General features: G+C 60.1%; 20 protein-coding genes and 5 pseudogenes. 8 read left to right on the plus strand and 17 right to left on the minus strand.

Translation table 11 applies throughout. The features are described from left to right. The 11 genes from AF71_RS13145 to ugpC all read right to left on the minus strand — a co-directional run bounded on the left by AF71_RS13145 (position 1) and on the right by ugpC (position 12,684). Complete coding sequence (locus AF71_RS13145) at positions 1 to 1,467, minus strand: NAD-dependent succinate-semialdehyde dehydrogenase (RefSeq protein ID WP_169681647.1); 1,467 nt, start codon at positions 1,465 to 1,467, stop codon at positions 1 to 3. Continuing rightward, a complete protein-coding gene (locus AF71_RS13150; RefSeq protein WP_246733643.1) occupies positions 1,464 to 2,219 on the minus strand; it encodes a TSUP family transporter in 756 nt (251 codons plus the stop codon). The genes AF71_RS13145 and AF71_RS13150 overlap by 4 nt, the downstream gene beginning before the upstream one ends. A gap of 17 nt (positions 2,220 to 2,236) precedes the next feature. Then, positions 2,237 to 4,228: an alpha-glucosidase gene (locus tag AF71_RS13155; protein WP_169681772.1), complete on the minus strand. Its 1,992-nt coding sequence runs from the start codon at positions 4,226 to 4,228 to the stop codon at positions 2,237 to 2,239. 11 nt (positions 4,229 to 4,239) lie between these two features. Further along, the gene (locus AF71_RS13160; protein ID WP_169681651.1) at positions 4,240 to 5,004 is read right to left on the minus strand and encodes an SDR family oxidoreductase; all 765 of its coding nucleotides are present in this window, start codon (positions 5,002 to 5,004) and stop codon (positions 4,240 to 4,242) included. A gap of 9 nt (positions 5,005 to 5,013) precedes the next feature. Further along, the gene (locus AF71_RS13165; protein WP_169681653.1) at positions 5,014 to 5,898 is read right to left on the minus strand and encodes an SMP-30/gluconolactonase/LRE family protein; all 885 of its coding nucleotides are present in this window, start codon (positions 5,896 to 5,898) and stop codon (positions 5,014 to 5,016) included. A gap of 10 nt (positions 5,899 to 5,908) precedes the next feature. Further along, positions 5,909 to 6,709, minus strand: a complete 801-nt coding sequence (locus AF71_RS13170; RefSeq protein WP_169681655.1) for an HpcH/HpaI aldolase/citrate lyase family protein — start codon at positions 6,707 to 6,709, stop codon at positions 5,909 to 5,911. A gap of 10 nt (positions 6,710 to 6,719) precedes the next feature. Continuing rightward, entirely contained in the window at positions 6,720 to 8,465 is a 1,746-nt protein-coding gene (gene araD / locus AF71_RS13175; RefSeq protein ID WP_169681656.1) for an L-arabinonate dehydratase, read from the minus strand. After that, positions 8,462 to 9,316: a carbohydrate ABC transporter permease gene (locus AF71_RS13180; RefSeq protein ID WP_169681659.1), complete on the minus strand. Its 855-nt coding sequence runs from the start codon at positions 9,314 to 9,316 to the stop codon at positions 8,462 to 8,464. Before AF71_RS13180 ends, araD begins: the two co-directional genes overlap by 4 nt. A 4-nt stretch (positions 9,317 to 9,320) precedes the next feature. Continuing rightward, positions 9,321 to 10,256, minus strand: coding sequence for a sugar ABC transporter permease (locus AF71_RS13185; protein ID WP_246733644.1), 936 nt, complete (start codon positions 10,254 to 10,256; stop codon positions 9,321 to 9,323). 64 nt (positions 10,257 to 10,320) lie between these two features. Next, positions 10,321 to 11,556, minus strand: a complete 1,236-nt coding sequence (locus tag AF71_RS13190) for an ABC transporter substrate-binding protein (RefSeq protein WP_169681661.1) — start codon at positions 11,554 to 11,556, stop codon at positions 10,321 to 10,323. A gap of 51 nt (positions 11,557 to 11,607) precedes the next feature. Continuing rightward, positions 11,608 to 12,684 carry a sn-glycerol-3-phosphate ABC transporter ATP-binding protein UgpC gene (gene ugpC / locus AF71_RS13195; protein WP_169681662.1) on the minus strand — a complete coding sequence of 359 codons (1,077 nt, stop codon included), beginning with the start codon at positions 12,682 to 12,684 and terminating at the stop codon, positions 11,608 to 11,610. 273 nt (positions 12,685 to 12,957) lie between these two features. Here ugpC and AF71_RS13200 point away from each other — a divergent pair, with 273 nt between their 5' ends. The 6 genes and pseudogenes from AF71_RS13200 to AF71_RS31650 form a co-directional block, all read left to right on the plus strand. Beyond that, positions 12,958 to 13,989: a LacI family DNA-binding transcriptional regulator gene (locus tag AF71_RS13200; protein ID WP_246733645.1), complete on the plus strand. Its 1,032-nt coding sequence runs from the start codon at positions 12,958 to 12,960 to the stop codon at positions 13,987 to 13,989. A 284-nt stretch (positions 13,990 to 14,273) separates the two neighbouring features. Next, positions 14,274 to 14,633, plus strand: coding sequence for a hypothetical protein (locus AF71_RS13205; RefSeq protein WP_169681664.1), 360 nt, complete (start codon positions 14,274 to 14,276; stop codon positions 14,631 to 14,633). Between the two features lie 150 nt (positions 14,634 to 14,783). Continuing rightward, positions 14,784 to 15,713: a LysR family transcriptional regulator gene (locus AF71_RS13210; RefSeq protein ID WP_169681667.1), complete on the plus strand. Its 930-nt coding sequence runs from the start codon at positions 14,784 to 14,786 to the stop codon at positions 15,711 to 15,713. 124 nt (positions 15,714 to 15,837) lie between these two features. Then, positions 15,838 to 16,719: an alpha/beta hydrolase gene (locus AF71_RS13215; RefSeq protein ID WP_169681669.1), complete on the plus strand. Its 882-nt coding sequence runs from the start codon at positions 15,838 to 15,840 to the stop codon at positions 16,717 to 16,719. Positions 16,720 to 16,772: 53 nt separating this feature from the next. Continuing rightward, the gene (locus AF71_RS13220) at positions 16,773 to 17,753 is read left to right on the plus strand and encodes a carbon-nitrogen hydrolase family protein (protein WP_169681671.1); all 981 of its coding nucleotides are present in this window, start codon (positions 16,773 to 16,775) and stop codon (positions 17,751 to 17,753) included. 793 nt (positions 17,754 to 18,546) lie between these two features. Then, positions 18,547 to 18,713 (plus strand): annotated as a pseudogene (locus AF71_RS31650) (adenylate/guanylate cyclase domain-containing protein); the annotation flags it as partial. 196 nt (positions 18,714 to 18,909) lie between these two features. On the opposite strand, the pseudogene AF71_RS13230 reads toward AF71_RS31650, so the two are convergent. Continuing rightward, positions 18,910 to 19,260: pseudogene (locus AF71_RS13230) on the minus strand (FAD-binding oxidoreductase); the annotation flags it as partial. A gap of 105 nt (positions 19,261 to 19,365) precedes the next feature. Continuing rightward, positions 19,366 to 19,927, minus strand: a pseudogene (locus AF71_RS13235) (aldehyde dehydrogenase family protein); the annotation flags it as partial. A 309-nt stretch (positions 19,928 to 20,236) separates the two neighbouring features. On the opposite strand from AF71_RS13235, the gene AF71_RS13240 reads away from it, so the two are divergent. Next, positions 20,237 to 20,539 carry a thiamine pyrophosphate-dependent enzyme gene (locus AF71_RS13240; protein WP_348644133.1) on the plus strand — a complete coding sequence of 101 codons (303 nt, stop codon included), beginning with the start codon at positions 20,237 to 20,239 and terminating at the stop codon, positions 20,537 to 20,539. On the opposite strand, the pseudogene AF71_RS31655 reads toward AF71_RS13240, so the two are convergent. Then, a pseudogene (locus AF71_RS31655) lies at positions 20,538 to 20,836 on the minus strand (PIN domain-containing protein); the annotation flags it as partial. The gene AF71_RS13240 and the pseudogene AF71_RS31655 sit on opposite strands and share 2 nt — an antisense overlap. Beyond that, the gene (locus AF71_RS13250; protein ID WP_169681677.1) at positions 20,833 to 21,066 is read right to left on the minus strand and encodes an AbrB/MazE/SpoVT family DNA-binding domain-containing protein; all 234 of its coding nucleotides are present in this window, start codon (positions 21,064 to 21,066) and stop codon (positions 20,833 to 20,835) included. The pseudogene AF71_RS31655 and the gene AF71_RS13250, both read right to left, overlap by 4 nt. A 290-nt stretch (positions 21,067 to 21,356) precedes the next feature. Between AF71_RS13250 and AF71_RS13255 the strand changes: the two genes are divergently transcribed. Next, the gene (locus AF71_RS13255; RefSeq protein WP_169681678.1) at positions 21,357 to 22,319 is read left to right on the plus strand and encodes a DUF808 domain-containing protein; all 963 of its coding nucleotides are present in this window, start codon (positions 21,357 to 21,359) and stop codon (positions 22,317 to 22,319) included. A gap of 328 nt (positions 22,320 to 22,647) precedes the next feature. On the opposite strand, the gene AF71_RS32240 is transcribed toward AF71_RS13255, so the two are convergent. Next, complete coding sequence (locus tag AF71_RS32240) at positions 22,648 to 22,815, minus strand: DUF3422 family protein (RefSeq protein WP_348644130.1); 168 nt, start codon at positions 22,813 to 22,815, stop codon at positions 22,648 to 22,650. Then, positions 22,815 to 23,492: pseudogene (locus tag AF71_RS13265) on the minus strand (STAS domain-containing protein); the annotation flags it as partial. The pseudogene AF71_RS13265 and the gene AF71_RS32240, both read right to left, overlap by 1 nt. Positions 23,493 to 23,725 lie beyond the last annotated feature (233 nt).

Here is a 23,725-nt window from a genome sequence, read left to right on the forward strand (position 1 = left end):
TCAGATCCCCGCGACGCAGACATACTTCAGCTCGAGGAAACCCTCGATGCCATACTTCGACCCTTCACGGCCCATGCCAGACTGCTTGATCCCGCCGAAGGGTGCCATTTCGTTGGCGATCATGCCGGTATTGACGCCCACCATGCCGGCCTCAAGGGCTTCGGAAACGCGCCACACGCGCGCCATGTCGCGGGCGTAGAAGTAGGATGCGAGCCCGAACTCGCTGTCGTTTGCCATCGCGATGACATCCTCCTCGTCCTTGAAGGAGATGATCGGGGCGAGTGGCGCAAACGTCTCTTCCTTGGCAACCTTCATGGCCTGCGTGACGCCTGTGATGACGGTCGGCTGGTAGAAGTTGCCCCCAAGATCGCTCTTGCTGCCACCGGCAAGAAGCTTGCCGCCATTGGCGAGCGCGTCTGCAACATGCTCCTCCATCTTGGCCACGGCGCGCTCGTCGATGAGAGGCCCCTGACTGACGCCCTCCTCGGTCCCGCGGCCAAGCCGCAGCTCGGACACCTTGGCGAGCAGCTTCTCCGTGAAGCTCTCCACGACGCCCTCCTGCACATAGATGCGGTTGGCGCAGACGCAGGTCTGTCCCGCGTTGCGGAACTTGGAAATCATGGCGCCAGCCACCGCGGCGTCGATGTCGGCATCGTCGAAGACGATGAATGGCGCGTTGCCGCCAAGCTCCAGCGACAGACGCTTGATGCCGTCGGCTGCCTCCTTCATCAACCACCGGCCAACCCCTGTCGATCCGGTGAAGGTGATCTTGGCAATCTTCGGATTATGGCAGAACTCGAGGCCGATCGGCTTGGCTTCCCCCGTGACGACGGAGAAGACACCTTTTGGCACGCCGGCGCGTTCTGCAAGCACGGCAAGCGCCAGCGCCGATAGCGGCGTCTGTGACGCGGGCTTCAGGATCATGCTGCAGCCAGCTGCAAGCGCAGGCCCGGCCTTGCGGGTGATCATGCCGTTTGGAAAGTTCCATGGCGTAATGGCGGCGCAGACACCAACGGGTTGCTTCAGAACCATGATGCGCTGGCCGGGATTGGCACCCGGGATGATGTCGCCGTCGATGCGCTTTGCCTCTTCGGCAAACCATTCGAGATAGGCCGCGTTCGAGACGACCTCGCCCTTGGCTTCAGAAAGAGGCTTGCCCTGTTCCGTCGTCAGGATGAGAGCCAGGTCGTCGGCATTTGCGACGATCAGATCATACCAGCGCTTCAAGACCTGAGCGCGTTCCTTCGCGGTTTTCCGCGCCCACAATTTTTGCGCAGTATCGGCGGCATCGATTGCCTTTTGGACAGTCTCGCGATCGAGGTCGGGGACCTTTGCGATCACCGTGCCATCGAACGGGTCGGTCACTGCGAATGTCTTGCCGGTTGGCGAGGAAATCCATTCGCCGGCAACAAATGCCTTGTCGGTCAGAAGGGTCGAATCCTTGAGCGAGAGAGTGGATGCAGTCATGACAGACCTCCGATGATCTTGAAGAGAGCGGGTAAGGCGAGCGACAGGCCCGACAGGAAAAGCAGGCCGAAGGCCACCCTGCGAAGTGACAGGTTGGAAATCGGCGGCGGCCAACGCTTTGCAGCGAAGGTAAACAGGATGACCACGGGTATTGCGAGCAGCCCCCACCAGAAGCCGGCCTGCGGCATGTCTCCGGCCAAGGCGACGACGGCAAGTCGAATGACGGCATTGATGGCAAAGACGGCAACAAGGGTCTCGCGGATCGTCGGCTGTGGCAACGGCTGACGATAGAGGTGATAGACGAGCGGCGGTCCGGCTGTTGAAAACAGCCCTCCCATCAATCCCGCAATGGCGCCGAAGAATGCAAACGATCCGGTGGAAGAAAGTCGGGCAAGCGGCTGGGGTTTCATCGCCAATTGTATGCTCGAGACCACGATCACCAGACCGAGCACGATCTTCAGCCAATCGATCGAGTGAGCCGCCATCAGTCCGAGAAGCCAGTAGCCGACAAAAAGCAAGAGAATGCTGGCGACAATGATCGGCACGAATTCACGCGCGGCAATGTCGCGCCAGCCTTTCACAAGAACCTGCGCGGCATTGACGAATGTGAGACAGCTGACGAGGACGGCGGCGTCGGGTACGGCGATAACGCCGGTGAGCCCGACACCACCCATCATGATGAGGCCGAATGCAAATCCGGTCAGCGTCTGCAGATAAGCAGCGACCGCTGAAAGGAGCAGCAGAATGGCCAACCCGTGAAGATCCATCCCTAGAGCGCCCGCAGCTCTGCGAAATGGTCGGCAAATGGCGAGTCCGAGCGATAAAAGACCGGTGGCTCACCAAGCGGCGAGGCAACCGTGATCTCGTTGCCACCACGATATTGCTCGCCACTCCAGGCGTGCGTCCAGTTCGAACCCTCAGGGAGGTACACGGTGCGCTCGTTTTGAGCGGCCTGCCAGACCGGTGCGACAAGCATGTCGGAGCCGTAGAGGTAGCTGTCCTGGATCCCGTAGGTCTTGCGGTCGTGTTCATAGTGCAGGAACAGCGGCCGCTGTACTGGCAGCCCCTTGTCCGAGGCTACCTGCGACAGCGATTTCAGGTAGGGCGCCATGTGGACATAGACGCCGGTCATGCGGGCGAAGTGCGCAAGGACGGCCGGATCCTGATCGATCTGGACGTTGTCGCGAGGACGGTTGCCTTCATGGCTGCGCATGACGGGCGTGAAGGCTGCCATTTCAGCCCAGCGCATCAGCAGCTCGGGAGTGCGGACGTTACCAAAGAGGCTGGTATATCCACCGATGTCGGAGTGGTGATAGGCATTCCCCAGGAGACCGGCAGAAAGGGCCGCGCAGATGACGGTTACCAGGCCATCGTGTCGAGAAAAATCGACAGACTGGTCACCGCCCCACAAAAGCGGGCAGTGCTTCTGTACGCCGGTAAAGCCGGCACGCATGAAGAACAGCGCCTCGCCGGTTTTGCCACGGCTTGCAACCGCCTTGGCATTCACCTCGGCCCAGAGCGTCGGCCATTGATTGTGCATGATCTTCGCGTCGATGCCATTGGCCAGCTCGACGTCGATGGGCAGGTATTCGCCGAAGTCTGCCATCCATCCGGACAGACCGTAATCCAGCATCTTGCCGCCGATGACCTCGTCGGCAAACCAGTCGGCCGCCTCCGGGTTGGTGAAGTCGACGACGCCGCAGTCAAATTCGCCGAAGTCGACAAGCGCGGTGCGGCCAAATTCGTCCTTTGCGAAGTAACCGGCTTGGTCGGCTTCCTCAAACAGCGGCCCGTCAACGCAGAGATAGGGATTGACGTAGCCCAGGAAGCGAACGCCCTCGTCGTGGAGCTGTGCAATGCGCTGACGAAGACTGGGGTAACGTTCCTCGTTTGCCTGCCAGTCCCAGAACAGTCGGGCGCCGAAGGAGGTATGACGAAGGCCAACCCAGTCTTCGCACCAGAGACCGGAAACCTTGACGCCGGCTTCCTTCATCTTCTCCAGGCGGGTAAATGAATTCGTCCCGTCCTTGAGGCCGATGATCGCACCGTTGTAGATCCATTCCGGTAGCTGCGGCTGCCTGCCAAAGCGTGCGGAGAGAATTTCCACGAGTTCGACGAAGGTCGCTGCTGCGTATAGCTCGATGCGCTCGGGCACCGCCCAAGCCTCGATCTCATGAAATGTCTTGCGCCGGAAGTCGAACACCGAATAGGCGCTCGTCTCGACGTGAAGCGCATATCGGTTGGAGGAGATGAAGGTCGGCTGCGGGTAGTTGGTGTTGTAATAGTCTCCACCTGCCTTGCCCTCGACGTTCGACTTGAAGGTGATTTCGCTCATCTTGTCGCGACCGACACCCGGTTCGGATGTCCAGAGCGGGAAGCGGCGCCCGCGCATGTCGAAATAGGACATCTGCTCGCCACCGCCCCAGACATGCTCGTCATGATCGGCAACGACGCGCATCCAGAAGCGGTTGATCGAAGGATCCTCCGCCGATAGCTCCAGTGCATTGTCCGTCAGCCTGAGCACCAGGCGGGCGGGCTGGCCTTCGCGCTCGCACAGTGTGACCGTATTACCGTCGACCACGGCGTAGCGGAGTGCACTGCGTTCGATCACGTAATCTTCGATCTCGAAGTTGCCGCGATACATGTCCATGCGCTCATCGCCATGGCCGACATAGATTGCCGGCGTCGATGCACTGTGGCGCAGGATTGCGTGGCCGTTCAGCGAAATGGTGAAACCGTTGGGTGTTGTTTCGAGTATCATGTCCGTCATGCTCAGTTTTGTGTGAGGCCAGCGTCGACGACGAAGTTCGCGCCCGTGCAGCCGGCGCTCTCGTCGGAACCAAGGAAGAGTGCCATGCGGGCGACATGGGTCGCGTCGAGCCGGAATTTCAGCGCCTGCAGATCGATGAACTGTTGGTTCTGTTCAGGCGAGGTCCAGAGCTTCAGCTGCCGCTCGGTGACGATCGCACCAGGCACGATGCAGTTGACGCGAATTCCGGATGGCCCAAGTTCGCGCGCCAATGTCCTGGTCATGCCGTTGATGGCCGCCTTCGCCGTCGTATAGCCGACCATCCCCGGGCGGCCGCGCATCCATGAAATCGACCCCAGCATGATCACCGAGCCGCGAGCCTGTTTGGCCATGCGGCGGCTTGCTGCCTGGGTTGCAAAGAATTGATGATCAAGATTGAGCGCCAGCGCATGACGCCAGTAGTCGGGCTCGACCTCACCGATCGGGTGACGATCGTCCTTGCCGGCGTTGTTGATCAGCACGTCGATGGCGCCATGCTTGTCTTCGACGGCGCTGATCGCGCTCCGCAGCCGATCGATATCTGTTATATCGCAGCTCAGGAAGTCTGCCCCAGCCGCTGCGGCCGTGCGCGCACCGGTCTCGGCATCGATGTCGATGAACGACACTCTCGCGCCCTGCTCGGCAAAGGCTTTCACCATTTCTTCGCCGATGCCCGACGCACCGCCGGTGATCAGCACATTGCGGCCATTGAGCGAGGCGTAGCGGACGGAATCGTAAGGCGACGACATGAGTGGATCTCACACTTCGGGATCAAACAGGTTTTTTGGAAGACCGACGACGTCGGTGCGCATGGAAAACAACGCGCCCGACAACGGGTATCTGGAAAGCTCGGCATCAGACCGCCCGACCCGCGCGCTGGTGCAATAGAGCGTTTTCATATCCGGGCCGCCGAAGGTCACCATGGTCGGGCACAGGGCCGGAACCGGATATTCCGCCAACAGCTTGCCGTTTTGATCGTAGCGCTGGACGCGTCCGCCCTCGAAAAGCGCCGTCCAGTAGCAGCCCTCCACGTCGACTGCACCACCATCTGGCCGCCCCTTGTCTGCATCGCTTCCGAACCGGGCGAAGACCTGCCGATTGCTGACCGAGCCGCGTGTCGGGTCATAATCGAAGGTGTAAAGCGTGTAGCGAAGCGTGTCGGAGTGATAGAGCCGCTTTGCACCCGGCGAGAATGCAACGCCGTTCGATGTCAGTAGGCCTGAAGCAAGCTCGGCAAGCCCGTCGCGATCGAACCTATAGAGGCTGGCGATCCCCCGTTCCCGCGTCTCATCGACGGTGCCGGCGACAAAGCGCCCGGCCGGATCGACCATGCCGTCGTTGAAGCGACTAATCGACTGGTCCTCGGGATTGTCGGCGAGCTTGCGCAGGAGCGCGCCCTTTTCGTCAAGCAGCCACAAGCCGGATCGGAGACCTGCAATGAACCCGCCACCCTTTGCAAGCCCGATGCATCCGACCTCTTCAGGCAGTTCCATGGCCGTCAGGTGCCGCGACAATGGATCGAAGCGGTGGATCCGGCAGGCTTTGATATCGACGAAGTAAAGCACCTGTTCGGCAGATGACCATAGAGGGCACTCGCCAAGAAGGGTGTTCGCCTCGAGAACGGGTGTGAAGCCGGTGCTCACCGTCGCCACCTCAATAGGCAGCTGCCGGCAATGCCGGCGTGGCAGCACTACCGTTCAGGACACCCAGCCATTCGTTGGCGCGGCCGGTCATCATGGCAACGTCGGAGGCGATTGCCGCAAAGCTGTAGCCATACCCGATAAACCTTTGAACCATCTCGGGATTGGGACCGACGATGCCGATCGGCTTGCCGGCGGAACGTGCATCTTTGGCTGCTTTCTCGATCAGCGCCTGAACCTCGGGGTGTGCGATGTTGCCGATGTGTCCCATGGCCGCCGACAGGTCGCCGGGGCCGACGAAGACGCCATCGATACCTTCGACGGCAGCGATCTCCGGCAGTCGCTCGATTGCTTCGGGCGTTTCGAGCTGAACGATCGTGCAGATCTGGTCATTGGCCCGCTTCAGGTAGTCGGGGATCGTGCCGAACTTCGAGCCGCGGTGAACGGCAGCGACACCGCGAACACCTAGTGGCGGATAGCGCGTGTAAGAAGCAGCCGCCTTCGCCTCGTCGGCGGTCTGGACGAACGGCAGCATGACGGTGCGTGCGCCGGCATCAAGGACGCGCTTGACCAGCACCTGATCGTTCCAGGCGAGGCGAACAACCGGTTCGGCCGGCGTGCAGCCTACGGCTCTTAGAATCTGGGCAAGGTCGGAGACTTCGATTGGCACATGCTCCATGTCGACCACGAGGAAGTCGAAGCCGACGTAGCCAAGCGCCTCCGCCGTCGACGGGGCTGCGGCCATCAGCCATGTCCCAAGCGGGGTGCGTTCGCCAGCTTTGATCCAGCTCTTGAAATTGTTGGTGAGGCTCATGCTCGTTTCCTTAGAAAATGACGGGATCCGGCACGACAGCCGTACCGCTCAGGAAATCAAAATCGCACCCTTGATCTGCCTGGCTGACATGCTGCTGGTAGAGAGCGGCAAAGGAGCGCTGGTAGACGGGGGCTGCAGGCTTCCACTCGCGACGGCGCCGTTTAAGTTCCGCCTCGTCGACCCTCATGTTGATGGAGCCTGCCGCAACGTCGAGCTCAACCAGGTCACCGGTCTTCAAGAAAGCAAGCGGGCCACCAATCGCGGCCTCGGGAGAGACATGAAGAATGCAGGTGCCGTAATGGGTACCGCTCATCCGCCCGTCGCAAATGCGCACCATGTCGCGCACGCCCTGCTTGAGGAGTTTCTTCGGGATCGGCAGATTGCCCCACTCCGGCATGCCGGGCGCGCCGACAGGACCGGCGTTGCGAAGGACGATGACCGTATCCTCGTTGATGTCGAGATCGGGATCATCGAGGGTCTTGTTCATGACGGCAGGATTGTCGAAGACGATTGCCGGGCCGACATGCTTCAAGAACTTCGGATTGGCGGCCGATGATTTCATGACGGCGCCATTCGGAGCGAGGTTGCCGCGCAACACCTCGAGCGTCTTGCCGCGCGACAGCGGCACGACAGGATTGTCTTCGCCGCGGATGACGTCGTCGTTCCAGCATTCGGCGTCCGCGATGTTGTCACCGAGCGTGCGTCCGTTCACGGTCAGGCAATCAAGATCCAGCCGATGTGAGAACTTCTTCAGGAGGGCCAGCAATCCGCCCGCAAAATAGAAATCCTCCATCAGGAACTCGCCCGACGGGAAGACATTGGCCGCGACCGGAACCTTTGCTGCCATGGCCGCCATGTCGTCGAGCGTGAGTGAAATGCCGGCGCGCCTGGCCATGGCGATCAGGTGGACGGCGGCATTGGTCGAGCCGCCAAGCGCCATATAGGCGACAAGTCCATTCAGGAAGCTTGCGCGATTGAGGATGCTTGAAGGCTTCAAATCCTCCCAGACCATCTCGACGATGCGCACGCCGCAGGCAGATGCCATGCGCGGATGTCCAGAATCGACTGCCGGGATCGAGGAGGCGCCAGGCAGCGTTAGCCCCATGGCGTCGACGATCGAGGTCATGGTCGAAGCCGTTCCAATCGTGTTGCAGGTGCCCGCCGAGCGGGTCATGCGGCTTTCGAGGTCAACCCAGTCCGACTGAGTAATATTTCCAGCCCGCAACTCGTCCCAATATTTCTTCGTGTGGGTACCGGCGCCGGTCTTCGTTCCGCGCCATTGTCCATTCGACATCGGGCCGGCTGGACAGAAGATGACGGGAATATCCATCGAGATCGCGCCCATCAGAAGCGCCGGCGTGGATTTGTCGCAGCCGCCAAGCAGGACAGCACCGTCGATCGGATGTGATCTGAGCAGTTCCTCGCATTCCATCGCCAGGAAGTTGCGATAGAGCATGGTGGTCGGCTTTACCATGACCTCACCGACCGAAAGGGCTGGCATCTCGACCGGGTAGCCACCGGCCTGCCACACGCCACGCTTGACCGCCTCGGCGCGGTCACGCAGGTGGGCGTGGCATGGGCTCATTTCGCTCCAGGTATTGATGATGCCGATGACCGGCCGCCCCAGGAACTCGTCGCGGCGCATGCCCATCTGCTGGGTGCGCTGGCGATGCGCGAAACCGCGCATGTCGTCGGAGGCAAACCAGCGCTGGCTGCGCAGGTCGGCAAGATCACGTTTTGCTTTCACGCCGGTCATCCCTTGATACCACCCGCTGTCAGACCGGACACCACACGCTCCTGGAAGATGACGATCAGGACGGCGACCGGCACGATGCCGACCACGAGTGCCGCCGATATCACCGGCCACGGGAACGCAAACTCGCCCTGATAGAGCTGGATGCCGACGGGAAGCGTGCGAAGTTGCGGATTTGAATTGAACGAGAGGGCGAGAAGGAATTCGTCCCAGGCGTTGACGAACGCGAGGATGCCGGCGGTAAAGACGCCAGGTGCGCACAGCGGCACCACGACCTTGAAGAGCGCGCCAAGCCGCGTGCAGCCATCAATCATCGCAGCGCTCTCAAGATCGCGCGGAATTCCCTCGAAAAACGAAACCAGCATCAGCGTGCACACCGGCAGGCTCAGCACAGTGTAGGGCAGGACCAGGGCCGTCCAAGTGTTGAGGAGGTTCAGTGTCCTCATGATTTCGAACAGAGGGACGAGCAACGTTACCAGCGGGAATGTCGAGACAGCGATGATGGCGGCGAGAATGAGCCCGCGATGCTTCAGATTCAGGCGTGCAAGGGCGTAGGCCGCGAGCACCGAGACCAGCAGCGTCAGCGCGGTCGACAGGAGCGCCACCATGAAACTGTTGAACAGAAACAGGTGAAGCGGCTGGTCGGAGAAGGCCTGCATGTAGTTCTGCAGCGTCGGCGCGTGCGGAAACCAGGTGATCGGCTTGGCAGTCAGCTCGCCTTCCGTCTTCAGCGACGTGAACAGGATCCAGAGCGCTGGAAACATGCCGTTGACGAGCAGGATGATGGCGGCGATTGCGCGAAGCGGCTTGCCGGAAAGAAAGCTACCGGGACCTGATGCGGTGGTGGTGGTCATTGCGCTACTCCTTGGTGCGGATCATGCGCAGGTAGACGGCGGTGACGCACATGGAGAGCGCGAACATCACGACGGCAAGCGCAGAGCCGTAACCGAGATCGAGGAAGGAGACGGTGTTCTGGTGGATGTACATGGCAAGTGTCGCCGTCGATGTGCCGGGACCACCACCCGTCATCATGTAGGGGATATCAAAGGTTTGCAGCGACGTGATCGTCCGGAAGATCAGGGCGACGACGATCGAGGGCTTCAGCAGCGGCAACGTGATCTCGAAGAATTGGCGCAGACGTCCAGCGCCGTCGACATCGGCTGCCTCGTAGAGTGAACGCGGAATGGTCTGCAGGCCCGCCAGGATGATCAGTGCCATGAAGGACGAGGTCTTCCAGATGATTGTCAGGCAGATTGCAGCAAATGCCCAGTTCGGCGAGTTGAACCAGATGACACCAGGCAGGCCGACGCGGTTGAGAACATCATTCACAACGCCGTATTCGGAATGGAAGAACCACGCGAAGATCAGGCCCGCAAAGGACAGGGGAAGAGCCCAGGGGATCAAGAGCGACAGGCGGACGGGCCACTGGGTGCGAAACGGCAGGTTTGCCATCAGCGCAAGCCCGAGGCCGACAATGAGGGCGCCTGGGACGGTGATCACGGTGATGAGTACGGTATTCCAGGTGGTTTCCCAGAAGACCGGATCGTCGATCATCAGACGGTAGTTTTCGAGGCCGGCGAACTCGGCCGGCAGGCCCGATGTCAGCGACAGGCTGAAGAAGCTCGTATAGGCCAGCCGGCAGACGGGATAAACGATGATCAGCGCAAGCAGGAGCGCTGCCGGTGCAAGCAGGAGAATGGCCAGCGATCTGTCACTGAGATCCAGCCACCGCACCCATGCGGCCTGGCGCGGCTCGACATCGGCGCTGATCTTGAGGGAGGTTGTGGTCGCCATGACAAGTGTTCCGGTCCATCGGGTGGTTCTTTTGAAGGGCGACCAGGGGCCGCCCTTCGATTGATCAGCGAAGGATGCGCTTTAGCCGCGACTCGATCTGGCTTGCGCCCTCTTCCGGTGTCGAGACGCCGGCAAGAACAGCGTTGACGGTGGTGCGGATCGTTTCGCTCACCTCGTTGTAGCGAGGGGTAACCGGGCGCGGCTTGGCGGTTTCGACAACCTGGAGCGCATCGGCGAACCAGGGAGCGGCCTTGGTTACATCGCCATCCTTGTAGAGATCGGCGTAGGTCGGCAGCAGCGATGCGTTGATGGCCATGAATTTCGAAACCTCGGGGCTCGAAAGGTAGGCAACGAGCTTCTTGGCATCATCCTGATGAGCGGAGAAGGCTGAAACGCCCCACTCCCAGCCACCGAGGCAGGTGGCGGATTCACCACCCGTCATCGCCGGCAGGCGGGCGACACCAACCTTGCCCGCAACAGCCGATTCCGGTCCCTGTGACTGTGCCCAGGCATAGGACCAGTTTACTGCGAAGACCACGTTGCCGGCCTGGAACTCCTTGCGGGTGTCGTCGGTTGCCACTTCCGCAACGTTCTTCTTGGCAACACCGTCATCGGCAAAGCTCTTCCACAGTGCAAGCGACTTGACGGCCGCATCATGATCAAAGGACAGGCGACCGTTGTTCGTCAGCGCCTTGCCCTGGCTCCAGTACGGCAGCAGGAAGGTGCACACGGCGCCCTCAATGGCTTTTCCCTGGAACGACAGCCCCTGGAGCTCAGGGTTTTTCTCACCGTCGGTGATGGTCTTTGCGGCAGTCTTCAACTCGTCCCAGCTCTTCGGCGGCTGGATGCCGTATTTATCGAGCAGATCCTTGCGATAGTAGAGGAACTGGGCGTCGGCAAAGGCCGGCAGGGCAACGGTCTTGCCACCAACGGTGTTGGCTTCGGCATAGGCCGGCAGGTAGGCGGAAAGATCCTTGCCTTCGACGTCGCTGGTCCAACCGGCGGCGGCAAACTGGGCAGGACGGATGACGTCAAGGATGAGCACGTCTAGGGACGAATCCTTGGCCGACATCACCGTGTTGAGGTATTGCGCCTGCGCTTCCGACGTGTTGCCGCCGGTTTCGATCGTCACCTTGACGCCCGGCGTCTTGGCTTCGTACTGATCGAGCGCCTTGCGCCAGACGTTCGGCTGGTGCTGGCTCGAAATGTAGATTTTCAGCTCCGTATCGGCGAGTGCCGGTGCCGCGAAACTAAAGATCGTGGCGCAGGCGAGAGCGGCAGCTCTAATATTGCAGTTCATGTTTTCCTCCCATTGAAATTCGTAAGGACCAGGTGCGCAAACGCCTGAACGTCAGTGAATGGCGCGCTCGCTGGCGGCGTCGAAAAGGTGGATTTTCGTTGGATCGATGCCGACCGTCAGGGTCTCGCCGACGGTTGGACGAACCTCAGGCGGCATTCGCGCCGTTAAGGTGGCATCCCCCATGGAGAAGTGAACGAGCGTATCGGATCCGAGCGGCTCGACGACCTGAACACGACAGTTCAGGCTCGAACCACCAGACTGGGATTTGATGAAATGCTCGGGTCGGATACCGACGACAAACTCGCGGCCGTCGACGGCGGACAGTCCATTGCCCGATATCGCCGAAAGCGGAAGCTGGTCGCCATTCGGCAGATGCAGGCTGGAGCCCTGCGCCTTCGCCCTGGTGAAGTTCATCGCCGGAGAGCCAACAAAGCCTCCAACAAAGACGCTTGCCGGACGGTTATAGACCTCGTCTGGGGTGCCCACCTGCTCGATATCACCGCCCTTGAGAATGACGATGCGATCGGCGAGCGTCATGGCCTCGACCTGATCATGGGTGACGTAGATGATCGTGGTGCCAATGGTCTGGTGCAGCCGCTTGATCTCGGTGCGCACCTGCCCGCGCAGCTTTGCGTCAAGGTTGGAGAGGGGCTCGTCGAACAGGAAAACCTGCGGACGACGGACGATTGCGCGACCCATGGCGACGCGCTGGCGCTGACCGCCTGACAGTTGTCCTGGGCGCCGGTCGAGCAGGTGACCAATTCCGAGCATCTCGGCCGCCTGACCGATCCGCTTGTCGGTCTCCGCCTTGCTCATGCCGCGGACCTTGAGGCTGAAGCCCATGTTTTCACGGACGGTCTTGTGGGGATAGAGCGCGTAGTCCTGAAACACCATCGCGATATCACGCTCGCGTGGCGCCAGCTTGTTGACGACCCGGTCGCCAATTCGAACCTCGCCGCCGGTGATCGATTCAAGACCGGCAACCATTCTGAGTGTCGTCGACTTCCCGCATCCCGACGGGCCGACGAAAACGACGAACTCGCCGTCCTGGATTTCCAGGTCTATACCTTTGACGATGCGCAGCGCGCCGTAGCTCTTGTCGAGCTTGCGTAAACTTACCGAGGCCAAGATTTCCTCCCTAACGCGATGTCAATCGAGCGCACCGCTGTCTCAAAAAGATGGAGCAATCATAGCGCTACGATTTAAGAAGATCAAGAGGCAGCAGCACAGACAGGCCTCACGCAACAAATCCTGTGAATAAAGCCGCGCTATTAAGTGCCTTAACCTACTGTATAAACGTACATTTACTCATTTAATCGCTTGCCACATGTTGCAAGCATCACCGTTCCAACATACAATGTATTTTAGTTTGCAGCGCTACGATTTTGCGAGAGGCAGTCCATGGAAGCCATAAAGCGGCAACGCCGCAAGATGCAAAGCGTCACGATGATGGACGTCGCCGGAAGGGCCGACGTGTCGCCGTCGACGGTCTCGCTTTATCTGCGCAAGCCTGATGCGGTCTCGGCTGCCGCAGGCAGAGCCATCGCAGAGGCGATCGATGCGCTGAAATATGTCCCCAACCTCATGGCAGGCGGGCTTGCCGCAGCATCGTCGCGCGCCGTGAGCGTGATCGTGCCCTCGGTGCGCAATGCATTCTTTGCTGAAACGGTCGCAAGCATGCAGACCGAGCTTGGCAAGGAACGCCTGCAGGTCATGCTTGGCCACTCCGAATACAGCGAGCGCGAGGAGGAAAACCTCGTCAAGATGGCGCTGTCGTGGAAGCCTGCAGCGATTGTCCTCACCGGTCTCTCGCACACCGCCACGACGCGCCGGCTGTTGAAGGATAGCAACGTGCCTGTTGTCGAGCTGTGGGAGCTTGGCGGTGAGCCGATCGACATGGCCGTAGGCTTCTATCATGAACAGGTTGGAAGTACTGCAGCGACGCACCTTGTCCAGCGTGGGCGAAAGCGATTGATCTATATCGGCGCCCGTCTCCAGGAAGACCGCAGGGCCGCATTGCGCGCAGACGGCTTTATCAAGGCCGCCCGCGAGGCAGAGGGTGTCAGCGCCGAGATCGTGGAGCACCCGGCGCCCGCCAGTGCCGCCATTGGAGCAATGCTGCTTGCTGAAGCAATCAAGCGATATCCTGATGCAGATGCCATCGCCTGCTCGAACGACCATATTGCGCTTGGTGTCATATTCGAATGCCAGCGCATCGGCATTGCGATTCCCGAGCGGCTTTCCGTCATTGGCTTTGGGGACCTGAGTTTCAGTTCGGCATGTAACCCGGCACTGACGACGATCAGGCCACCCGGCGACCTGATCGGCACTGAAGCTGCCAGGCTTATCCTGGAAAAGATGAACGGCTCGAGCCGCCCCAAATCACATGTGATTGATACGCGCTTCACCCTGCTGCAAAGACAGAGTAGCTGACCGCTACTCATCTACTCCGCGGGCGGTGGGCTGCCCGATCGCCGATTATGACCAAACCGGCGATCACATGCGCCGTCTCGCCAGCCGACGTCATCTCGCCGATGGTCGACCTGTTGCCATCGACTTCAGCGCGTCAAATGCCGCCTGCCCGCCAGCTTTCCTAACCGTTCTTTGACTGGCTGCGAACGCGCACGGACGATAAGCTCCCCCCGATCAAGAACGCTCCCTTTGCTGCATTGTTTTGCCAATCGTTTTCCTGGCGGCAAATCTGATGGAGAGGAAACATGACGCGCACCAATCCCGGAAAGATCGCCCTCATGCTTGCCACAGGTACAGTGATCGGGTTGACGACCATCCACAACGCCAATGCTGCGGACAGGGTCCGCGTCCACGGGACTGTCGAAAACCTCGATGGCGACAGGCTGACGATCAAGGGCTCGGATGGCCAGGACATTGTGGTCACGATAAGATCTGGATTGAAAGTGCTGGGCGTCAAAAATGCATCCGCCGCCGATGTAAGGACCGGCGACTTCGTCGGGATCGGCTCGCAACCGACAGCCGGTGGCATCAATGGCGCGGTCCTTGGCGGGTTAATACACACATATATACAATTCCTCACCCTCGCAAATGCAGTCCGCGGATAGTCGTTGGTGGCAGTCGCGCCCGGCACCTTGGCCAGATTGCCGGAGAACCATCGCCGCAAGTCTATCGACGGCGACGCTGTTTTGGTTCAGGATCGCGATCGAACTTCCAGGCGTGTTTCTCGGGCGTTTGCCCATTGGTTGGGGCGCGACATGGATCGTCTCGATGCAATGCGTGTCATACTTGCGGTCGTCGATGCCGGCAGCCTGTCGGCAGCCAGCCGCAAGCTCAACGCGCCGCTTCCCAGCGTCAGTCGCAAGGTGGCCGAGCTGGAACGGCATCTCGGCACCAGCCTCATCGTCCGCACCAGCCGGAATATCCAGCTTACCAATGCCGGGCGGGACTATGTCGATGCGGCACGACGGATCATTGCTGATCTTGAGGAGGCCGAGCGGCGCGCCTCGGGCGAGTACGAGACACCACGCGGCGAATTGGCAATTACAACTGCGGTCGAATTCGGCACGGGCATAGCGTTACCGATCGCGCTTGCTTTCATGGACCAATATCCAGACGTCACGGTTCGCTTTCTCGCCGTAGACCGAATGGTCCACCTGATTGAGGAGCAGGTAGACATCGCCATTCGCCTCGGACCACTCGCCGACAGCGCGCTCTACGCCGTCCGGGTCGGTGACTATCGAATGCTGACCTGCGCCAGCCCCCGCTATCTCGACCGACGTGGAACGCCGCGACACCCGCTCGATCTAGCTGACCATGACTGTATCCTCTTTGGCAATCCCTCCAAATTCTGGACCTATCACGTCAGCGGCGAGGAACTGATCGCAGCACCGCGTACCAGGCTTTCTGTCAGCACGGCAGCCAGCAATCTTAAGGCGGCGTTGGGCGGTGTCGGGATCGCGCGTCTTTTCGACTATCAGCTCCAGGACGAATTCCGGTCAGGCGCGCTTGTCCCAATCCTGACCGAATATGATGGCGCGGCGCGGCCCGTACACATCGTCTATCCGCGCCAGGGGCTGCTCCCACTGAAGGTGAGAGCGTTCATAGATTTTGCCGCGCCAAGGCTGCGCGCCGCCTGCTGCGGCAAGCTGCCCGAGTCAACGGGCTTATCGGATTTGAGAGGCTGACTCTCACAATCCCATTCTACCGGCTGATAGCCCGGCGGTGCATATCTTGAACATCCAAACGCCGGCCAGCGGGCAAACGCAATGGCCGCCCAGTCAGCAATTGTCGAAAAACGGGAATGATGACATGTCGCATCACGCAAAACGACTGCCGACCGATATCGGGACCATCCCGATCGATACTGACATTACGCTCCGAAGGATGGTTGTCCATCGTGCGGATCCGAAGGGGACGGTGCTCCTCCTGCACGGATTTCCCGAAACCATCTATGCGTGGAAGGACGTCGCGCCGGCGCTCGCAGACGACTTTGAAGTCCACGCTTTCGACTGGCCGGGCTTCGGCCTCTCATCGCGTCCCCAAGTCGATCGGTTCAGCTATGCGCCCCGCGACTATGCGCGCGTTCTGAAGAATTACATCGATCGCTCCGGTATCGATCGGTCGCAGCTCACTATCTACGCGACCGACATCAGTGCTCTGCCCACCCTCCTTCTGGCGCTGGAGGAGCCTGATGTCGCAAAGTCGCTCATTGTCGGCGACTTCGCGCCATTCAATCGGCCAGCCTATATGTGGGAAAGCTTGCAGGCGCTTAAGTCGAAGCCCTCCTCCGACCAGGTTCGGGCTTTCATGAATGCAAATCGCGAGGAGATCCTGGCAAATACCTTTTTCCGCGGCCTTCCGGAGGAAGCCCGCTACGAAGTATCGCGCGAATTCCGGGAGGATATCGCGGTCGGCTGGGGTCACGGCGATATGACCTCGGTGGACGCCTTCTACCACTACTACTCACAGTTCACGCGCGACCAGGACTATTTCGAGGCGAATCTGGCGAGGCTCAGGACACCGGCAACCGTGGTCTGGGGTAGCGAAGACCTCTACATCAAGAAGGAAATGGGGATCGAACTTGCACATCGAATCCAGGCCGACCTCAAGCTTCTTCCCGACATCGGCCACTACCCGCATCTACAGGCCCCCAGCCAAACAATCGCGGAGATCCGCGGCTCGTTCCAATGACATCATCGTGGGCAGCAAGACACTCGCGCAAACCCGGACTGAAAGTGAACATCATGAATACCATCGTCAAAGCCGCGGCCGTTCAGATTAGCCCGGTGCTCTATAGCCGCGAAGCAACAGTCGAAAAGGTCGTCCAGAAAATCCATCAGCTCGCTCGGAAAGGCGTGCAGTTCGCCACCTTCCCAGAGACCTTGGTGCCCTACTATCCCTATTTTGCCGCCGTGCAAACGCCTTGGCAGCAGCTTTACGGCAACGAATTTCTACGGTTGCTGGAGCAAGCGGTGACGGTGCCCTCACCGACCACAGACGCGCTCGCCGACGCGGCGCGGGAGGCGGGTATGGTTGTGGCGATCGGCGTCAACGAGCGCGATGGCGGCACCCTCTATAACACGCAATTGCTCTTCGATGCCGACGGCACATTAATCCAGCGCCGACGCAAGATTACGCCCACCCATTATGAACGCATGATCTGGGGCCAGGGAGATGGTTCGGGCCTGCGTGCCATCGACAGCAAGGTCGGCCGCATCGGACAGCTCGCATGCATGGAACATAACAATCCGCTCGCGCGCTACGCCTTGATCGCCGACGGCGAGCAGATCCATTCGGCCATGTATCCTGGGTCCTGCTTTGGCGAACCCTTCGCGCAGAAGATGGAGATCAATATCCGTCAGCATGCGCTGGAGTCCGGCTGCTTCGTTGTGAACGCGACTGCCTGGCTCGACGCTGAACAACAGGCACAGATCATGAAGGATACTGGCTGCGAGATCGAGCCGATCTCGGGTGGTTGCTTCACGGCCATCGTCGCACCCGATGGCAGCTTGTTGGCCGAACCCCTCCGCCAAGGCGAGGGCGAGATTGTCATCGACCTCGACTTTTCGCGAATCGACAGGCGTAAGCAAGTGGTCGATGCGCGCGGCCACTATGCCCGGCCAGAGCTGCTCAGCCTGCTGATCGACCGCACCCCTACGGGCTATACCCATGAGCGGCCCACGCATCCGACGATCGACGCCGTCCGCGATACGGCCGGGTCCTGACCCGGTGGTGGTTAACCACCGCGCCTGATTGCCCCACCAACAACAGAGGAGTTCGACATGACCCCGACGTTTCTATTCGGCCTCACCGCCTCGCTACTGGTGATCGCGACTATCGGGCACTTCTTACCGGGGGAAGCTCCGGACGAGTTCGCGGCTGCGGTTGTTGCCTTCTAGAAGAAGAACCCCTGACCGGGTTGGAACGGGGCGACTAGCGTCAAGAATGGCTAGCGCTCGACGCTTAAAATGTCAGCCGCGCCACCCTGCTGCCACAAGAAACCACATCTGTTGGCAATCAATCTGAAAGGAGTAGAACCATGAAGTTTACCGACACCGCACCAACTCTTCCACGTCCGGATGGGCCGCCCCCGTGGCTAGGCAAGCTTGCAAAGGATGCAACTCTCGAAGGAGCAATCCTAAAGCGCTCAGTTCACGGCAGGAACAACATTCTCACGCTCATTTCGTATGCCCGCACGTTGTACTAATTCCAAGAATATACCTATTGCGGAAACTGGGACGACAATTTCTTCATGGAAGCATATCGCTCGCGGATCAACGGCGTTCCCGTCGACTGCTTTATCGTTGCTCACATGAACGATAAGGGTGAAGCCGACTCTATAATGCTTCATCACTACCCGCTCAATGCCACGTTGGAGTTTTCTCGTCTCATGTGGGAAAAGTTTGGCGATCGATTTGGCGATCTTTACCTGAGCACCACACAAGCGGATGGAGTAGCCAGGGCGTCCACCACGTGATCGTCTGAGCCGAAGAATTGCGGGGCAACGTCGCCGCGTATTGCGGCATTTCAGCCCAGGTTCACGGCGAGATCGTCGGCAAGATCGGCGACCGGTTCTTTGATGGAGCCGGACGTTACCTAAAGAACCCTGTCTCGCCCGGTCCACGTGGCATTGGCCGGATGCGCTGCAGAGCATATTGCCGCTGCCCGAATGTTCCGCGATCGCTGACGGGTCGAAAGCAATTTCGATGCCTTCGACATGCGTCCGTGATTGCGCTAGGTGGCTTTCGGCAGTTCCCCGTCAGCTAGCCCACCGGTCGCGATAACCCCAGGGAGTGTGCGGATCAAATTCTGCATCGCCCAGAAGCAGGGGCCCGAACAAGATGGGGTGGTTGCCGTCCTCCCCTAGCGGCATCGCCCGTCGGCGTTGGTCGACAGATTGCCGCCGACCTGGCAGCTGCCGCGCGAGCCGAGATCGATCGGCAGAAGGAAGCCCGCTCCCATGGCGGCGCGTTGCGCCACCTGGAGCGGCGTTCCGGCCCTGACCGTCATCGTGGCCGCGGCCGCATCGATCTCTTCCACGCCGGAAAAACGCTCCATGGAGACGGCGACGTCTCCCTCAGCCGCGTTGCCGCCGCCGGCAAGGCCGGTCAGCCCACCTTGAGGCACGACGCTCTGACGATGGCGGTTGCAGATGGCAAGGACGGTTGAGACCGCCTCCACGCTTGCCGGACGTAGCACCGTTTTTGGCAGCACGCGGCCGGAGAGAGACACGCGGCTGCTGAAGGCGTGTGCCGTTTCGACATCGGAGACGCCGTGACGCCACTTTCAGACTCTCAATGGACGACGCAGTGGCAAAGGCGCACACCAAGGCGAGCCCTAAGCCTCATCCGGGCAATGAACCGTCTTCACTTCCAGAAAGTCCTCCAGCCCGAACATGCCGCCTTCGCGGCCGTTGCCCGATTGCTTGTAGCCTCCGAAGGGGCTGCCGTAGCGGTGCGGGCCGCCGTTGATGTGGACCATGCCGGCACGGAGGCGCGAGGCGACGCGTTCCCGGTTACCGGTCTGGACGTAGGCAGCAAGACCATAGTTGGTGTCGTTAGCGATCGCGATCGCTTCTTCTTCCGTCTCGAACGGCATGATGGCGAGCACCGGTCCGAAGACCTCCTCGCGGGCGATGCGCATGCCGTTGTTGACGTCGGCGAAGATCGTCGGTTTGACGAAATAACCCTTCTCGAAGCCCGCGGGCTTGCCGGCGCCACCGACGAGAACGCGCGCCCTCGGCAATGCCGGCCTTGATCAGGGTCTGAACGCGGCCGTACTGGATGTCGCTGACGAGCGCCCCGATGTGGCCGCCCTCCTCCGCCGGATTGACGACCGAAGCCTTGCGCCCAACGCGCGCGGCGATCTGCACCACCTTGTCATGGACCGACTCCTGCACATTGCGACGATGGTCATGAGGATCGTAAAGCCCAGGCCGATGAACGTGGTCGATGCGAACAAGTATTCCCGCACAACCGACCAATCGATCGCCGCACGGGCGAATGCGTTGGTGATAAAAGCAAGGAAGGTGACCGCCAGAACCAACTGGATCAGACGGAGCGGCCGAAGCCGACGGATCTTTGTGGCGGTCGCAACATTGAGCCGCGGCAACGTGGCCGCGGGTATTCCGATCCGCGGTTCATTCAAGGTTTCGACGGCCACTGGCGTTACTCCGCCGTATTGATCGTGGGCTGCGGACAGGCCGCAGATCGGCGCGAAGCTTGCCTGCCCTGACCGGCCGGTCATTTCGTTGATGGGCGACGGCGGGCTTCAGTTCAGTCTTCCCGAAATGGGATCGGCCACAGAGGCCGGTGTTCCTGTCATCCTGATCCTATGGAACAATCGGGGCTACGGCGAGATTGAGAAGGCTATGGTGTCCAACAAGGTCGAGCCGATCGGCGTCCGGATCTTTACGCCCGATTTTTCGAAGTTGGCCGCTGTCTATGAATGGGACTACGTGCAAGCCTCCAATCTTGACGCGCACAGGCGGCGTTCCATTCGCCGCCGATAAAATCCGGCAGGACTCCCGTACGAGAACCACCGGCTCGACGATACCGTGTGAATACTTTTCCGGCGAGAAATAGCGCGGCTCCCGGAATGGGCGCGACGACCAGTCCCGCTTCGTCTATGAACGCATCATCAAGTTCCTCGATCCGCTCATAGCGAACCGCAAGTTCGGCATGAACTACATCATTGATCAACAATGGACCGGCAAGATGGCCGTCTCAAGTTGCTCGACCGCCCAGTCTCCCCAGGTCGAGTCATTGGTCACAAGGTCGAGCAAGGCATTCGTGTCGACAAGCTTCACGCTTCACCACGCGTGAGTGCCATGATCGCATCCGTATCGAGCCCTTCTCCGGCATGCCCCCGAAGCTTTTGAAAGCGGCTGGCAGGTTGCTGTCCATCAGCCCTTGTCAGCACTATGCTACCATCCACAGCTCGACGGAAGTCGACCTCGCTTCCGGGCACAATGCCAAGCAGTTCTCGCACCGCTTTCGGGATTGTCACCTGCTCCTTGGCTGTTACTGTCGTTGTCATGCTGTGCGCCTCGTTACACGTTGCGAACATGGAATGTGCGTTCGCAATCCTTACCTATACTCGCACGCCGTGCCCGTTCCCCAAACGACCGGCGGAGGTCGGCTTCCCCGACATTTTTGGGCGAGCCCACCGCCCTAGTCCGCCGGACTTTCCTCATCAGACAAACGGTGGGGTCGCGGCGGCGGGAGCCCCTCCGAAGCCGCGTTGCGACAAAGTCATTGCGGTACGCTATCCAAACCGAAATTGCTCCTAGATAGTTCCACTGTATCTGGACGAATGGAAAAGCACCTATGGCAACTGGACTTCTCGCACTGCTCGATGACGTGGCGGCAATAGCGAAACTTGCGGCTGCGTCGCTGGATGATGTCGCAGCTCAAACAGCAAAAGCAGGTGCGAAAGCGGCGGGAGTCGTGATCGACGATGCAGCGGTAACACCGAGATACGCGGTTGGCCTGTCGCCAGCGCGAGAATTGCCAATTATCGCTAAGATCGCCCTCGGATCCTTGAAGAACAAGCTTCTCTTTCTTCTGCCGGCGTGTATTTTTCTCGGCTACTTTGCGCCTTGGGCAATCACGCCGCTACTGATGGTCGGGGGCGTTTATCTTTGCTACGAGGGAGCCGAAAAGCTCTATGAAGCGATTGCCCCACACGACGCGCACAAGCATGAGGCGGAAGAGATGGGAACACCCGACCCGGTCGCGTTGGAAAACCAGAAGGTTGCGGGCGCAATCAGAACGGACTTTATACTCTCAGCAGAAATCATGGCACTAACCCTCGCGAACGTCGCCGCTTCCAATATCTACACGCAAGCTGCTGTCCTGGCGTCCGTCGGCATCCTCATCACCTTGGCCGTCTACGGCGTTGTCGCCCTCATTGTGAAGGCGGACGACATAGGGCTCGCGCTCGCTACTTCCTCAGTCGGCTTGGTCAGAGCGTTCGGCCGCGGCCTCGTTATCGGCGTGCCCTTGTTTCTCAGCATCCTCGCAATGATTGGGACCGCCGCCATGCTCTGGGTGGGCGGCAGCATTCTCGTCCACGGAATGACCCACCTGGGCTTCCATGGACCTGAACATTTCATTGACACGATTGCAGTCGGCGTCGGTGCCGTGTCGGCATATCTCACGGGGGTTCTGCACTGGACGACCACATCCGCGCTTCAGGCAGTGCTGGCGATTTTGATCGGCGGCATGACCATTGTGTTGGTGCATGCGTCGGCCCGGTTGATCAGGCGGCTCCGACCTCAAAATCCGTGAATGGGTGTCACTTAATTCTCTCTGGGTGAACTCTGACGAACCGCGATCGGTTTCGGGCGCGCCGTTCGAGCTCCGTCGAGACAGAGGCCCACCCGTAATCGCTGTCGCTGGCGACGTCGCTTTCGAGAAGCGGCCAAGTGGGTCTCTACGGCCGACATGGAGGCGCAAAGCCGTTATAGCCCGAGACACCTTGGTCTTGAAGGGACCAGAACCTTCGACCCACCATTTCATTGCGGGCTCCAGCGGCCCGGGCTTCGGTTTTTAATGAATCAAGATTCACTTCACAAAGTACGCTTGACACGCACGATCAGCAGCGCGACGGCGCCAACTAGAATCGGAATCGACAGGAGTAATCAAAGGGCTGACCCGAAGACCAACATGCTCGGACGACTACCTTCAAAACTCCGAGGAGATAATAGCCAATCGCGATGACGGAGAAGCCCTCCACCTCCCGCTGGATCTTACCTGAGTGGCAGCACGCTAGGCCGGCAACCACTACGCCGGCCCAGTCTTCGGCCGCGCCGTACTGTTCATGTCTTTGTACTGTTCTATCGCAACACGTACATTGAACAAAAGACGGTGTGGGCCAAGTTGCTTGTCCAATCCGGACTTGCGAACTATCTCGAGCACGCCCGGGTTCAATCCCACGAGCCAAACCGTCACACCCTCTCTCACCGCGCGCTCATCATTTTCGATCATCATCTGAAGAGCTGAATATTCGATGTCGGAAACGCGGCTCATGTCGATGGCCAGCACACGAGGCTTGTGCTCTGTGACCAAGGCCCCGATCGGTCACGTCCTGCGCATTGATAAAGAAAAGACGACCTTCCGGACGCACGATTAGCAGTCCCTCGAAGGCTTCGTCGTCGGGATGCTCGAGAGAGACGGGGCGAAGCACGTCAGCCCCGCGCTTTTTTCCGATCACTGAGACGCGCGGATGCGCCGCCTGGTAAGCGAGGGTGATGAGCGACAGGATGATTGCGACGATGATGCCCTGCAATGTACCGAATGTCAGGAGACCGACCGCCGCATGCCCACCAGAACTCCATCGCTCGGATCCGCCGAATTTGTACAAACTCTGCCGGCTTGGACGATCGCCGCCAGGACGGCATTCGGCAGGAGTCCGAGGATCGGCGCGAACAACAACATCGTGGCCAAGGCCGCAAGCCTAGTCTCTGATCAGCGACGCGGTCAATGCCCGAAGAGCGGGGCTTGGGTCGGGCGCAGGCGCACCGGAGGGGCGGCTGCTATTGCTGGCGCGCGTTACAGTTTGCCGATCCTAGCGTAGGGTCGGCCGCTCGCCGGCATCCACACCAGCGATCGTATCTGGATGCTTCGGGGCAACCTTGGTATAGTGTGTACCTCCTGAGCCAACGGTAGGGTCGCTCTTCTGTGGAAAATCCCGT

It is taken from the genome of Rhizobium sp. 57MFTsu3.2 (assembly GCF_012932765.1).
Lineage (GTDB): Bacteria > Pseudomonadota > Alphaproteobacteria > Rhizobiales > Rhizobiaceae > Rhizobium > Rhizobium altiplani.